Here is a 12961-nt window from a genome sequence, read left to right as displayed (position 1 = left end):
CCCGGCCGGCCCCCACGGCCGTCGGGTCTGACCTGTGCCCCCTACAGCACGGGAGTGATGAGGCCGTAATGGCCGTCGTAGCGGTGGTACAGCACGTTGCCGCGGCCGGTGGCGGCGTCGGTGAAGAACACGAACGGCAGGCCGCTCAGGTCCAGGCGCGCGACCGCGTCGGCCACGGCGAGTCGCGGCACGTCGAGCGTGCTCACCGGCAGGCCCGGCACCGGCTCGGCCTGCGGGCCGGTGGTGGCCAGCCGGTACCCGTCGTCGGCCGGGGCGCGGTGGACCACGCTGTCGCAGCCGCTCGCCGCGTCGGTGAACAGGTGGAAGTCGTAGTCCATGGCTTCCAGTTCGAACACCGCCTCCCAGGCCGTCTGCCGCGCCAGGCTGTAGGACTTGTGCCGCACGATCCGCCGCGCCTGCTCACTGCGGGCGTCGCGCTGCGGGCGGTGCTCGTGCCGCGCGCCGTCCGACGGGCCGACCGGTGCGCTCGCATGGTGGCGGCGGCGGTGCTCCCGGTGGTCGCGGACGCGAGCGATCCGGGCGTTCAGGCGGTCCTGCAGCAGGTCGACGGCCTCCTGCATGGTAGCGGCGGCCACGTGGGCCCGCACCGGCCTGCCGTTCAGGTCGACGACGGCTTGGGCGAGCGACGGCTTCGCCATCGAATGGTTGGGCTCCTGGGTGAGCTTCACCCGGGCGGCGAGGACCGGCTCGTCCAGCCGCGTCAGCACGGCGCGCATCTTCGTCCGGGCGTAGTCGGGCGCGGCCAGGGTGACCTCGCCTCGGGTCTCCACCAGGACCTCGGTGGCGGGCCCGGTCTGCAGACGGTTCATCACAGTTCCCTTTCCTGGTGCGTTCAGAATGCCGCGTGCGGTGCAGCCGGGCCGTGGGCCGAAGGTCCCGCCGGCAGATCCGCAGGTCCCCGATCACCCCGTGCGGGCAGTGCGCGGACCATGGTGCCGGTGGTGCCGAGGAGCGCGCCGAGGGCGTCGTCCAGCGGGCCGATGGCGGCGAGGCTGCCGGTCCGTTCGACGAACGCCGCGGCGGCCTCGGCTTTGGGGCGCATCGAGCCCGCGGGCAGGTCCAGCTCGTGCAGCCGGCTGGGAGTGACCGTGATGAGCGGGCCGGGGTGGGCCGCTCCGAAGCGGGTGAACACGTGGGTCACGTCGGTGAGGATCAACAGCGCGTCGGCCTCCAACTGCTCGGCGAGCAGCGCGGCGGTACGGTCCTTGTCGACCACGGCCTCCACACCCCGCACCTGGCCGGTGTCCGGGTTGTGGACGACCGGGATTCCGCCGCCGCCGGCTGCGATCACGACGGCTCCGGCCGCAAGCAGGGCGCGGATGGCGGGCACCTCGGTGACCGCCTTCGGCAGCGGCGAGGGAACCGTCCGGCGCAGGTGATCCCCGTCGCGGGCGGTGGTCCAGCCGCAGTCGAGCTCCACCATCCTGGCCTGGTGGTCGGTGAGTTGGCCGCCGATGAACTTGTCGGGGTGCTGAAAGGCGGGGTCGTGGGGGTCGACCTCGGTGTGGGTGACCAAGGCGGTGACGGCGCGGCCGGGCAGGCGGCCGGCGAGTTCGCGTGCGAGCAGGGTGCCGATCATGCCCTGGGTCTGCGCACCGAGGACGTCCAGCGGGTAGGGGGCGGTCAGAGCCGGGTCGCTCTCGCTCTCGACGGCGAGCAGGCCGATCTGCGGCCCGTTCCCGTGGGTGATCACGAGTTCGTGTCCGGCGAGGACGAGCTCGGCGAGCGAGCGGGCGGCGTCGTGGACGTGGTGCTGCTGGATGGCGGCGTCAGGGTGTTCGCCTCGCTGGAGCAGGGCGTTTCCGCCGAGGGCGGCGACGATGCGCATGGTCAGTCCCTCCCGAGGGTGGCGACGAGGATCGCCTTGATGGTGTGCATGCGGTTCTCCGCTTGGGTGAAGACCAGGGAGGCGGGCGACTCGAAGACCTCGTCGGTGACCTCCAGGCCCTCCAGGCCGTGTTCGGTGGCGAGTTCGGCGCCGAGGTCGGTACGTCGGTCGTGCAGGGCCGGCAGGCAGTGCAGGAGGGCGGTGTCGGGGTTGCCGGTGGCGGCCATGGTCTTGGCGTTGATCTGGTACGGGAGCAGCAGGTCGATGCGCTCCTGCCACCGGTCGTGGTCCTCGCCCATCGACACCCAGACATCGGTGTAGAGGTAGTCCGCGCCGCGCACGGCGTCCTCGACCTGGTCGGTGAGGGTCAAGCGGGCGCCGCTCTCCTGGCCGAGCAGCATGCACTCGGAGACCAGCAGCGGGTCGGGCCACAGCTCGCGCGGGGCGGCGATCCGCACGTCCATGCCGAGCAGGCTTCCCATCATCATGAGGGAGTTGGCGGTGTTGTTGCGGGCGTCGCCCAGGTAGCAGAAGGAGATCTGCTCCAGCGGCTTGTGGCTGTGCTCGCGCATGGTGAAGACGTCGCACAGGCTCTGGGTGGGGTGGCACTCGTCGGTGAGGCCGTTGTAGACCGGCACGCCGGCGTGGGCGGCGAGTTCGGTGACGGTGTCCTGGGCGAAGCCGCGGTACTCGATGCCGTCGTACATCCGCCCGAGCACCCGGGCGGTGTCGGCCACCGACTCCTTGTGGCCGATGTGGGAGCTGTCGGGGCCGAGGTAGGTGGTGGTGGCGCCCTGGTCGGCGGCGGCGACTTCGAAGGCGCAGCGGGTGCGGGTGGAGTTCTTCTCGAAGATCAGCGCGAGGCGCCGGCCAATGAGGTGCTGGCGCTCGGTACCGGCCTTCCGGGCGGCTTTGAGGTGGGCGGCGAGGTCGAGCAGGTGGTGGATGTCGGCAGTGGTGAAGTCGAGTTCGCGCAGGTAGTGGCGGCCGTGCAGGTTGGTGGTCATGTCGCTCTCCTGGAGGGTCAGCTGGCGGGGTCGCGCTGGACGGGGCAGCTCATGCAGCGCGGGCCGCCGCGGCCGCGGCCGAGCTCGGAGCCGGCGATGGTGACGATCTCGATGCCCTGCTTGCGCAGGTGGGTGTTGGTGGTGGTGTTGCGTTCGTAGCCGACGACGAGGCCGGGTTCGAGGGCGAGGAAGTTGCTGCCGTCGTCCCACTGCTCGCGCTCGGCGGCCCGGACGTCCTGCTCTGCGGACAGGAGGCGGACCTTGTCCAGGGCGAGTGCCTCGGCGATGGAGGCGGCGAGGTCGGTGTCGGGGGTGACGTCGAAGCCTGCGGGGCGCTCGGGGGCGGGGGTGAGGGTCCAGGAGCGCAGCTGGTCGGCCAGGCCCGGGTAGACGGCGAAGGTGTCGCGGTCGATCATCGTCATGACGGTGTCCAGGTGCATGAACGCACGGCTTTCCGGAAGCCGCACCGCGATCAGCCGGTGTGCGGTGTTGGTCAGGAACAGTTGCTGGGCGAGGGCTTCGACGGCCTGCGCGGTGGTGCGCTCCCCCATCCCGACCATGACCACTCCCGGGGCGAGGACGTGCACGTCGCCGCCCTCCAGGCTCAGTCCGGGAGCCGTGGTGGTGCCGTCGAGCAGCGGGGGCGGGGCCTGCGCGAACAGCGGGTGGAATCGGTAGATCGCGGCGGTGTGCAGGGTCTCGCGGCGGCGGGCGGGCCTGGCCATCGGGTTGAGGCTGTACCGTCCGCCGATCCAGCAGGAGTTGTCGCGTGGGAAGAGGTGGTTGGGCAGTGGCGGCAGCGCGAAGTCCTGCTCGCCGAGCGTGTGCCAGGCCAGGCTGTGCGGGTTGCCCAGCGGCAGGTCGGTCTTCAGGACGCCGCCGATCAGGTACGCGGCCAGGGTCTGGCCGTCGAGTTGCAGGCACAGTTCGTGGACCGGCTCCACCAAGGCCGGGCCGACCGTCGCCGCGGTGACGACCTGGCCGAGCAGCCAGGCCCGGGCCGGCGCCAGGTCGAGCGTCTCGGCGAGCAGGTCGGCGTAGTGGTGGACGCGCACGCCGTGGTCGCGTAGCACCTGGGCGAAGGCGTCGTGCTCCTCGCGGGCCCGCTTGGCCCACAGGATGTCGTCGAAGAGCAGTTCGTCGACGTTGCGCGGTGTCAGCCGGGACAGTTCCAGGCCCGGGCGGTGCAGGATCACCTGGCGCAGGCGGCCCGCCTCGGATTCGACACGCAGGGTGGACATGGGGTGCTCCTCGGGGTTCAGTGCTGGTGACGCGCGGTCAGTGCGCGGCGCAGGATGGTCGGCAGGCTCACCGGGCGGGCGGTGCGGGCCGCCTTCGGCAGGGGCGCCGCGGTGGGGATTGCGGGCTCGGCTTCGGCGGTTCCGGTCGAGCCTGCGGTCCGGGCTGCGGTGTTGGGGCGCTTCAGCCAGATGTAGACGGGGATGCCGAGCAGGATGGTGAACAGGCCGTAGTAGACGGTCTGGTAGCCGCTGCCCTGGATCGACCAGTACGAGAAGGCGAGGGCGAGCAGCGCGACGGTGACGTCGCGGGCGAAGCGCCGCTGCTCAAGCTCCTGACGGCCGCGCACCACCAGCCAGTACAGCTGGGCTGCGGCCGAGATCAGGTACGGGATGACGGCGGTGAGCACGCTTAGGAGCACGATCTCGGTGAAGACCTTGGTGAAGCTGGTGTAGCTGACGACGGTCAGCACCGAGGCCAGGCCGGTGGCCGAGAGGATGCCGAAGGCCGGGACCTCGCTCCGGCCCCGGGTACCGGCGAAGGCGGCGGGGAAGAGCCCGTCGCGGGCGGCCGCCATCGGCATCTCGGCGCAGATCAGGGTCCAGCCGTTCAGTGCGCCGAGGCCGGAGACTATCGCCGCTGCGGCGACCAGGTTGCCGGCCCAGTGGCCGCCCGCGATGTTGTTCATGGCGTCGGTGAACGGTGCGGTGGAGGAGCCGAGTCTGCTGTGCGGGACGGTGCCGAAGACCGCCAGGGTGCCGAGCAGGTATATCGCGGCGCAGGCCAGCGTGCCGTACACGGTGGCCCGCGGCACGTTCCGCTTCGGCTCCCGGACCCGGCCGGCCGCCACCGAGGCGGTCTCCAGGCCGATGTAGCTGAACAGCGCGATTGCCCCGGCGGCCGACACGGCGCCCAGCGCCGAGCCACCGCTCGCGTTGAACGCGCCGAGGTTCCCCGCTTTGATGAAGAGCAGGCCGGCGGTGGCCATGAACGCCAGCGGCAGGAACTTCAGCACCGTGGTCACCACCTGGAAGGCACCGATGTTGCGCACCCCGGTCAGGTTGACGATCGCCGGCACCCACAGGCCGGTCAGCGCAATCGCGATCGAACCCCAGGTGTGGTGCCCCTTGTTGACGAACACCTCGACGTAGCCGACCCAGGCCACCGCTATCGCGGCGTTCCCGGCCCAGGCGGTGATCCAGTACGACCAGGCGGTGAGGAACCCGGCGAACTCGCCGAACGCCTCCCGGGCGTAGACGTACGGTCCGCCGCTGCCCGGTACCCGCTCCGACAACCGCCCGAAGACCATCGCCAGCGCCACAGCGCCGATCGTCACCAGCACGAACGCCACCAGCGCGATCGGCCCGTACGGTGCCAGCGCGGACGGCAGCGCGAACACCCCCGTACCGATGATGCTGCCGACCACCAGCGCGGTCGCGGCAGGAAGCCCGAAACCGCTTCCTGCTCCACTGGTTCCGTCAACCGGCTTGCCCTGCTCTGGTCTTCCGCGACCGTGTGCGGACATCTGGTGCTCCTTTGTGATCTGCCCCGGGGAGACGGACACCGGTGCGTCCGTCGCTCACGGTGACGATCCTGCGGTCGCGGCCGACGGTCACCCTAGGGACCATCGGGCCCTGATCACGGCGCCACCGGTCCCTCCCCACGCCCCACTGGTCCCGGGGCTCCCAGCTGCCCGCGGTACCCGCGTCGGCACCCCCGCCCACGCGCTCGGCCCCAGGACTCCACCGGCGTGGTGCCGTTGCGCACCTTCGCTGGCCCCACCGACGGACTGCCCCGGGAACGTGCCGCGTTCGAGGGCGACCCTCAGCTGCGCATGCTCACCACCCGGCACGACCGCCGGGCCGACTGGCTGCGCGCCGGCCGGGCGCTCCGGCACGTCCTGCTCCTGCTCACCCTCCACGGTCTGCGCGCCTCAATGCTGCATCAGGCCCTGGAACGGCCGGACCTGCATGCGCAGTTGGCCAGCCCCGAACACGGCCGCTGCGCCCCGCAGATGCTGTTGCGCATCGCGTACGGACCGGCCGGCTGTCCCACTCCCCGCCTCCGCGCCGAGCTGCCGGAGGCGGACGGCCAGGACCTCGCTGCGGCTCCGTTGGCCGACTCCGCCCGCCCGTAACCGGGAGAATAGGGCCGTCCGGCCCTATCGCACGTGCCGGAGCGTCAGGCAGACTGCCCGACGATCCCACTCGTCCCGCTCCGGCGGCGGGTCCAGCAGGTATGGAGAAGTGATGGCAGACAGCACGGCGGACCGGGCGAGCGGCCTGGTGAAAGTGTTCCTGCTCGACGACCACGAGGTGGTCCGCCGGGGCGTGCACGACCTGCTGGACGCAGAACCCAACCTGACCGTGGTCGGCGAGGCCGGAACGGTCGAGCAGGCACTCGCCCGGGTACCCGCGCTGCGCCCCGACGTGGCGATCCTGGACATGCGGCTGCCGGACGGCGACGGCGTGACCGTCTGCCGCGAGCTGCGATCGCGCATGCCGGATCTGGCCTGTCTGATCCTCACCTCCTTCGACGACGAGGAGGCGCTGCTGGACTCGATCATGGCCGGCGCCGCCGGATACGTGCTGAAGCAGATCAGCGGCACCGACCTCGTCTCCGCGGTACGCACGGTCGCCTCCGGGCAGTCCATGCTCGACCCCGGCGCCACCACCCGCCTGATGGCCCGCCTGCGCGGCGACACCGCCCCGCCCGCCTCCGACCTTCCGCAGCTCACCGACCGCGAGCGCGAGATCCTCGCCCTGATCGGCGAAGGCCTGACCAACCGCCAGATCGGCCAGCGCCTCTACCTCGCCGAGAAGACCGTCAAGAACCACATCTCCCGCCTGCTTGCCAAGCTCGGCGTGGAACGCCGGGTCCAGGCCGCTGTCATCGCCACCCAGACCCTGGCCGCCCACGACAAGCCGACCGGCCGGCACGTCCGCTGACACCTGCCCCTGGCAGTCGGGCCGCCCGGCCACCGGCCGGGGGACCAACGGCCTCTCCCACCCCCGCCGGCACCGGACGACCATCGATGCCATGACACCTGACACCGCGCCGCTCGATGAGCGACGCTGCCTGCACCTGCTGGCCGGGGCACCGGTCGGGCGCATCGTCTACACCGTCGGCGCTCTGCCCGCTGTCCTGCCGACCCGCTACCGCCTCGACGATGACGGCAGCGTGGTGCTGCAGGCCACCGCCGGCTCCGAGTTCCATCGCGCGGTCGCGGGAGCACTCGTCGCCTTCCACGCCGACGAGGTCAGCAGTGCCGACGGCAGCGGCTGGAGCGTCACCGTCCTCGGCACGGCCGAGGCCACCGGGGAAGGCGCTGCCACTCGTGCTACCGCTACGCCGCCCGCCGGCCAGGTGACCATCCGGATCCACCCCGAGTGGGTAACCGGCCGCCTCCTGCCCGCCGCCCCTGCCCCGCACGATTGACACCGAAAACGCGCGGCCGCCTTTCCCCCGGCAGCGATCAGGCCTCCAACGGCACCGCCCAGACGAGCCGGGCCCCGCCCTCGGGCGGACTCGACACCTCCAGCGCCCCGCCCAGGCTCTCGGCACGGTCCGCCAGGTTGCGCAGCCCACTGCGCCGCCCCTGCTCAGGGATACCGACGCCGTTGTCCTGCACGGTCAGCACCACCTCGGCTCCGGTCGCCCGCAACGCCACCTCGACCCGGCCGGCCTTCGCATGCCGGGCCGTGTTGCTCAGCGCCTCGCCCAGCACCGCCACCACGTGATCGGCCACCTCGCCCGGAACATCCGTGTCGAGCAGCCCTTCCATACTCAGCCTCGGTGCGAAGCCCAGCGCCGCCTGCGCCCCCTCGACTACCCGCACCACCCGCGAACGCAGTCCATGAGCAGCCGAATCCTCGCGCGCCCTCAGGCCGAAGATCGTCGAACGGATGATCTTGATCGTCTCGTCCAGATCCCCGACCGCCCGCAGTACCCGGTCCGAAGCTCCGGAGTGCTCGATGAACCGGGCTGCGCTCTGCAACGTCATCCCGGTCGCGAACAGCCGCTGAATGGCCAGGTCATGCAGGTCACGGGCGATGCGGTCGCGGTCCTCCAGCATCGCCAGCTGCTCCGCGTCCCGGCGCCGGTCCGCCAGCTCCAGCGCCAGCGCGGCCTGGTCGGCGAACCCGAGCAGCGGATCGATCTCGCGCTCGGTGAAGGCCCGCTCGGCTGTTCGCCTGGCCAGCAGCAGCACCCCCTCGCTCTGCCCGCCCGCCCGACCCAGCGGCACGGCCACCGCCGGCCCCAGGCCGGAGAACCGGCGCGGCCCGCCGGTCAGCCGGGGGTCCTGCGCCAGATCCAGGGTCGTGACCGGGGATCCGAGGCTGAACGCCTCCCCCGACAGCGTCCCGGTCAGCGGCAGGTGGATCCCCGACCGCGCGGACGGGTCACCCCCCAGGGCGAGCTCGACCCGCAACCCCTCGCCGTCGCCCTCGTGCACCGACAGGTCCACCAGCTCAGCACCGGTGATCTCCAGCGCCCGCCGCGCGATCAGCTCCATCACCTCGCCGCGCGTGGCACCCGACAGCAGGCCCCGGGTGATCTCCGCGCTCGCGCTCAACCACCGTTGCTGGCTCTGCGCCTCCTCGTAGAGGCGCGCGTTGTCGATCGCCACCCCCGCAGCCACAGCCAGCGTCGCGATCACCGACTCGTCGTCGGCGTCGAACTGCTCCCCGTTCCTCTTGTCCGTCAGGTAGAGGTTGCCGAACACCTCCTCCCGCACCCTCACCGGAACCCCGAGGAAGGTCCGCATCACCGGATGGTGCGCCGGGCAGCCGTGCGAGGCCGGGTGCGCGGCCAGATCCTCCAGCCGCAGCGCCTCGGGATGGTGGATCAGCTCGCCGAGGATCCCCTTGCCGGTCGGGTAAGGCCCGATCCGGCCGATCTCCTCCTCGTCCAGGCCCACGGTCAGGAACTGCGACAGCGACTCGCCGTCCGGACCGATCACCCCCAGCGCCGCATACCGGGCGTCCACCAGCACCGCGGCAGCCTCCACGATCCGCCGAAGCACCTGCGTCAGATCCAGCTCCCGGCCCACCGACAGCACGGCCTCCAGCAGGCTGTGCACCCGGTCACGGGTACCCCGGGCCGCGTCGATCCGCGCCTGCAACTCCTCCAGCAGCTCGTCCAACCGCAGCTGCGGGATCCGCGACCGCACCTCGTCCCCGCCCACGCGAGCCTCCTCATCTCCGGCCACCGACCGGTCGATTCTGGCAGACACGGGTCAGGACCTGACAGTGGCCGGGCCTCGCCCAATCACGGCGACCGGCGAAAGCTCCCAGGTCACGCAGCACATGCACGGCTATCGAGTACGGCACGTGCAAGTACTGCAGCGTCCGGCACCGGCCCACACCGATGTCAGTGCACATAGGCAGCGTCCTGGCGATCACGAGCGGAGCCAGATGACGAGCGCGGCCGCGGTGACGGTGCCGAGGTAGACGTAGCCGCGCTTGTCGAACCTGGTCGCGACCGCGCGGAAGGTCTTCAGCTTGTTGATCGCCCGCTCGACGGTGTTGCGCTTCTTGTAGCGGTCCTTGTCGAAGCCGGGCGGTCGGCCCCCGGCCCTGCCGCGTCGGACCCGGTTGGCGGCCTGGTCGGCCTTCTCCGGGATGACGTGCCGGATTCCGCGTCTGCGCAGGTAGCGGCAGGTCCGGCGATTGCTGTAGCCCTTGTCGGCACTGACACTGTCCGGCTTCGTGCGCGGCCTGCCGCAGGTCAGCCGCGGCACACGGATCCTGTCCATGACCGGCTCGAACCGGGTGCAGTCGGCGCACTGCCCGGGCGTGAAGCTCTTTGACCTGCTCGTCCCGGTTCCGCAGCAGCTTGGCCAGATCGGCGTTCGCAGCCTTGAGCTGCTCGATCTGGGCGTCGCGTGCATCCGGCACCGCCCCTGTGTCGTGCAGAGGCCAGCCGCCGGGTGAACTCCTTCGCAAGGTGCTGGTATGGCCCGGGCCTTTCGGCTCCGTCCCAGTTCCTCTTCGAGTAGAAGGCAGTCCGGGATGTGCCGGCCACGGCTGCCAGGGTTGTGAGGTCGCACCGACCGCCCACGGGTATCTCACCTCGCAGCAGCCGGTCCATCGCCGCGCGGATCGCCTCCTCGTTGCGTGCCCGGGTCTGTCCGGTGATGCGGCTCATGTCGCTCCTCACTTCCGTGCGCGGCGTCGATGGCCGCCAGGGCTCGCAGGTCCCGGTCGCGTTCCTGCTGCAGCCGAACCCTCTCCGTTCTCTGGCTGCGGCCGATCGCGGCGATGAACGCCTTCTTGCTCTCGGCGCCGGCGGCCAAGACGGGCCGGTGACAGGGATGGTGCATGGCCTGAGGGCAGCGCGCGGAGTCGCACATTCCCACCATCTGAGGCGCCCGTCACCCGGGCGGGCCCGCCTGCCGTGCCGGAGCCCACCCGGCGCCGCAGGCTCGGAGAAGGGCACGGCTGCGAGGAGGCCACGGATGCTACACGGGTTCAAGAAGTTCATCATGCGCGGGAACGTGATCGACCTGGCCGTCGCCTTCGTGATGGGCGCCGCGTTCGTCGCCGTGGTGAACAGCCTGGTAAACAACCTGCTGACCCCCTTGATCGCGGCCATCTTCGGCAAGCAGGACTTCTCAGCGCTCACCTTCACGGTCAACGGCAGCGTCTTCCGCTACGGCGCGTTCGTCAACGCACTGATCTCGTTCGTGTTGATCGCCGCCGCCCTGTACTTCTTCGTCGTCGCGCCGCTCAACGCCGTCGCCGATCGCCGCCGCCGCAAAGCCGGTCTCCCCGTACTGGACGAACCGCCGACCGAACTCGAGCTGCTGACCCAGATGCGGGACCTGCTCCGCGAACCGCCGCGTCGCTGAACCCTCGGTGACGGAGCCTTCCAGGGCAGACCGATCAACATTCCGCCGACAGCCTGGCCCCGGCCGCCTCGTCCGGGGCGGCGGTTCCGCTCGCGGCCGTCGTACTACCGGGTGCTCTCCTGCTCGGGAATGTCGCCGCAGTCGATGCAGGCCAGGGTGTCCATCAGCTCCTGGTGGGCCTTCTGCTGTTCGTGCTCGCGGCGGCCTGGCCCTGGTCGTAGGCGGCGCGGGTCTCCGGGCTGTCCAGTGCGTCGATGAGGGAGTGCCGGCCGGGGCGGCCGAAGCGCCACCACACCGGACCGAGCGGGCCGTGCTCGGTGAGGAGTTCCAGCATGGCGGCGACGATGGGCACCGCGTCGTCGTACTCGCGCCAGCCGTTCCCGTCGTTGTCGTCCCCGGCGCCGTGTACTGCTGCCCGCCCCAGACCTCGGCCGGCAGCAGGCCGCGGCCTGCTGCCGGTTGGCCAGCGCGACCGGTCCGGCGTCGGTGACGACCAGGGCGACCGGCGGGTATCCGGGACGACTGTGGGTGCCGGGGTGGAGGCCCTCGCCGCTCTCGCCCTGACTGTCGCCCGCACCCACGGCCACCTCGCCTGGTTCCTCGCCCACGCCAGCAGCCACCTCGCACCGGTCCTCCACTGGCGCGCTCTGGGCACCCCCGGCGACCGCACCTTCGGCGCCGTTCTCCCCGCCGACGACGACTCACCGACGCCGAAGCCGCTATCCGGCTCCTTGCCGCCATGCTCGCCCGGGTCAGCCAGGACACCTGATCCGCGGCACACGACCGCCCGCACCGGCAGAGCAAGATCGCGGTGCGGGCGATGTCTGGATGAATGGCTCCGACCGGCGCACTGGGCGGCGGTGCCACCCGGGTTTTCCAGCGTACGACCGGGCCGGGCCGGCGGCGGGCGGTCTCGGTCAGGGACGGTCGTCGTGGTGGCCGCACAGCCAGGCCAGCGCCGTGTAGAGACCCAGCATCCGCTCCGCGTCCACCGCCCGCGCCGTTTCCGTCCGGTCCGCTCCAGTGCGGATCGCCACGGCCGCGGCCTGGCACTCAGCGAGCATCTGCGCCCGGCAGGGCCCCCACGGGCCCGCCGTGGCGGCGGCCGTCACCGGCGCAGCGGTCCGCGCGCCGACCGCCCAGCGGTACGCCTCCAGCAGCCGCTGCTCGTACTCGGTCAACGGCCGGCACCGCGCGTCAAGCCCCTCCAGGGCGGCGAACACCTCCTCCGCCGACCGAACCCCCACCACCGCCGTGTTCTCCGTCGTCATGCTCCCGACGCTAGGAGCGGCCTAAGCCGCCTGCCCCTCCACGACCGCCGTCCGGAGGAAGCCATCGGCGTCAGGCCTCGGACGTGGGACCGGCAGAGCAGCGCGGGAAGCGGGAAGGTCAGGCAGCTCTACCTTCTGAGCCGGGTTGACGGCCTCGCTCCGGACGCCGACGGGAAGACCTCGCTGTCGCGGCGGGTGACCACGACGAGCCCGAGCTGCTGCAGCTGATCGGCGACATCCTGGCCCTTGCCGACGACCCGTGAGGTGACCCGGGCGATCGACATGACCGGCGGGGAGCCGGCCCTGCTGCTGAGCCTGCTGATGGCCCACGGCCATGAGGTTCTCTACCTGCCCGGCCGCCTGGCGAATCGGGCCTCCGACGGCTACCGCGGCGACGGGAAGACCGACGCTCGCGAAGCCTACGTGATTGCCGACCAGGCCAGGATGCACCGCGACCTGCACCCGATCCGGCCCGGCGACGAGGCCGCGATCGAGCTCAAGCTGCTGGCCGCACAACGGACCGACCTGGTTGAGGACCCGCACCCGTGCCGTCAACCGCCTGCGCGGCACTCTGCTGAGTATGTTCCCAGCCCCGGAGCGGGCCCTGGACGTGACCAACACCGGCCCGCTCAGGCTGCTGACCGGTTACCAGACCCCCGGCCGCAATCCGCGGGGTCGGCGTCGTGCCGGTCGCGGCTCCCCGCAACCGGGCTCGACTGGCTCTGACCCGGCCACGGCCCGG

14 protein-coding genes and 1 pseudogene are annotated in these 12961 nt (G+C 71.6%); 6 read left to right on the top strand and 9 right to left on the bottom strand.

What is annotated here, in order from left to right; translation table 11 throughout:
* Positions 1-41: 41 nt before the first annotated feature.
* Genes J5Y04_RS13505 through J5Y04_RS13485 form a run of 5 tightly spaced genes read right to left on the bottom strand, consistent with a single transcriptional unit; the run spans position 42 to position 5521 of the window.
* Complete coding sequence (locus tag J5Y04_RS13505) at positions 42-830, bottom strand: HPF/RaiA family ribosome-associated protein (protein ID WP_209412224.1); 789 nt, start codon at positions 828-830, stop codon at positions 42-44.
* A gap of 23 nt (positions 831-853) precedes the next feature.
* Entirely contained in the window at positions 854-1849 is a 996-nt protein-coding gene (locus tag J5Y04_RS13500; protein WP_209412223.1) for a carbamate kinase, read from the bottom strand.
* Positions 1850-1851: 2 nt separating this feature from the next.
* Positions 1852-2856, bottom strand: a complete 1005-nt coding sequence (gene argF / locus J5Y04_RS13495; RefSeq protein WP_209412222.1) for an ornithine carbamoyltransferase — start codon at positions 2854-2856, stop codon at positions 1852-1854.
* A 17-nt stretch (positions 2857-2873) separates the two neighbouring features.
* Positions 2874-4097: an arginine deiminase gene (locus J5Y04_RS13490; RefSeq protein WP_209412221.1), complete on the bottom strand. Its 1224-nt coding sequence runs from the start codon at positions 4095-4097 to the stop codon at positions 2874-2876.
* Positions 4098-4114: 17 nt separating this feature from the next.
* Positions 4115-5521: an amino acid permease gene (locus J5Y04_RS13485; RefSeq protein WP_374106022.1), complete on the bottom strand. Its 1407-nt coding sequence runs from the start codon at positions 5519-5521 to the stop codon at positions 4115-4117.
* Positions 5522-5854: 333 nt separating this feature from the next.
* On the opposite strand from J5Y04_RS13485, the gene J5Y04_RS13480 reads away from it, so the two are divergent.
* The 3 genes from J5Y04_RS13480 to J5Y04_RS13470 all read left to right on the top strand — a co-directional run bounded on the left by J5Y04_RS13480 (position 5855) and on the right by J5Y04_RS13470 (position 7533).
* Positions 5855-6232 carry a hypothetical protein gene (locus J5Y04_RS13480; protein ID WP_209412219.1) on the top strand — a complete coding sequence of 126 codons (378 nt, stop codon included), beginning with the start codon at positions 5855-5857 and terminating at the stop codon, positions 6230-6232.
* Between the two features lie 112 nt (positions 6233-6344).
* On the top strand, positions 6345-7043 hold the full coding sequence (locus J5Y04_RS13475) for a response regulator transcription factor (protein ID WP_305852834.1): 699 nt from the start codon (positions 6345-6347) through the stop codon (positions 7041-7043).
* 91 nt (positions 7044-7134) lie between these two features.
* A complete protein-coding gene (locus J5Y04_RS13470) occupies positions 7135-7533 on the top strand; it encodes a pyridoxamine 5'-phosphate oxidase family protein (protein ID WP_209412218.1) in 399 nt (132 codons plus the stop codon).
* 37 nt (positions 7534-7570) lie between these two features.
* Here the strand turns inward: J5Y04_RS13470 and J5Y04_RS13465 are convergent, their stop codons facing one another.
* Both J5Y04_RS13465 and J5Y04_RS13460 read right to left on the bottom strand, forming a co-directional pair.
* Positions 7571-9283, bottom strand: a complete 1713-nt coding sequence (locus J5Y04_RS13465; RefSeq protein ID WP_209412217.1) for a GAF domain-containing protein — start codon at positions 9281-9283, stop codon at positions 7571-7573.
* 213 nt (positions 9284-9496) lie between these two features.
* Positions 9497-9895 (bottom strand): annotated as a pseudogene (locus J5Y04_RS13460) (transposase); the annotation flags it as partial.
* Here J5Y04_RS13460 and J5Y04_RS13455 point away from each other — a divergent pair.
* Positions 9852-10031, top strand: a complete 180-nt coding sequence (locus J5Y04_RS13455) for a hypothetical protein (RefSeq protein ID WP_209412389.1) — start codon at positions 9852-9854, stop codon at positions 10029-10031. The pseudogene J5Y04_RS13460 and the gene J5Y04_RS13455 sit on opposite strands and share 44 nt — an antisense overlap.
* 524 nt (positions 10032-10555) lie before the next feature.
* Positions 10556-10948 (top strand): large conductance mechanosensitive channel protein MscL, encoded by a 393-nt coding sequence (mscL, locus tag J5Y04_RS13450; RefSeq protein ID WP_209412216.1) that lies wholly within the window; start codon positions 10556-10558, stop codon positions 10946-10948.
* 163 nt (positions 10949-11111) lie between these two features.
* Here mscL and J5Y04_RS13445 read toward each other — a convergent pair whose 3' ends face one another.
* Together J5Y04_RS13445 and J5Y04_RS13440 are read right to left on the bottom strand one after the other, a co-directional pair.
* Positions 11112-11300: a hypothetical protein gene (locus J5Y04_RS13445; protein ID WP_209412215.1), complete on the bottom strand. Its 189-nt coding sequence runs from the start codon at positions 11298-11300 to the stop codon at positions 11112-11114.
* A 565-nt stretch (positions 11301-11865) separates the two neighbouring features.
* A complete protein-coding gene (locus J5Y04_RS13440; RefSeq protein ID WP_209412388.1) occupies positions 11866-12219 on the bottom strand; it encodes a hypothetical protein in 354 nt (117 codons plus the stop codon).
* Positions 12220-12483: 264 nt separating this feature from the next.
* On the opposite strand from J5Y04_RS13440, the gene J5Y04_RS13435 reads away from it, so the two are divergent.
* Entirely contained in the window at positions 12484-12945 is a 462-nt protein-coding gene (locus J5Y04_RS13435; RefSeq protein ID WP_374106017.1) for an IS110 family transposase, read from the top strand.
* Positions 12946-12961: the final 16 nt, after the last annotated feature.

Source organism: Kitasatospora sp. RG8 (assembly GCF_017813315.1).
Lineage (GTDB): Bacteria > Actinomycetota > Actinomycetes > Streptomycetales > Streptomycetaceae > Kitasatospora.
This window is presented reverse-complemented; position numbering and strand designations above follow the sequence as displayed.

Bases quoted from the DNA above. Each gene is read 5' to 3' on its own strand.
- argF (WP_209412222.1), bottom strand. From the start codon at position 2,856: ATGACCACCAACCTGCACGGCCGCCACTACCTGCGCGAACTCGACTTC.
- mscL (WP_209412216.1), top strand. From the start codon at position 10,556: ATGCTACACGGGTTCAAGAAGTTCATCATGCGCGGGAACGTGATCGAC.
- J5Y04_RS13490 (WP_209412221.1), bottom strand. From the start codon at position 4,097: ATGTCCACCCTGCGTGTCGAATCCGAGGCGGGCCGCCTGCGCCAGGTG.
- J5Y04_RS13475 (WP_305852834.1), top strand. From the start codon at position 6,345: ATGGCAGACAGCACGGCGGACCGGGCGAGCGGCCTGGTGAAAGTGTTC.
- J5Y04_RS13500 (WP_209412223.1), bottom strand. From the start codon at position 1,849: ATGCGCATCGTCGCCGCCCTCGGCGGAAACGCCCTGCTCCAGCGAGGC.
- J5Y04_RS13455 (WP_209412389.1), top strand. From the start codon at position 9,852: ATGACCGGCTCGAACCGGGTGCAGTCGGCGCACTGCCCGGGCGTGAAG.
- J5Y04_RS13440 (WP_209412388.1), bottom strand. From the start codon at position 12,219: ATGACGACGGAGAACACGGCGGTGGTGGGGGTTCGGTCGGCGGAGGAG.
- J5Y04_RS13505 (WP_209412224.1), bottom strand. From the start codon at position 830: ATGAACCGTCTGCAGACCGGGCCCGCCACCGAGGTCCTGGTGGAGACC.
- J5Y04_RS13470 (WP_209412218.1), top strand. From the start codon at position 7,135: ATGACACCTGACACCGCGCCGCTCGATGAGCGACGCTGCCTGCACCTG.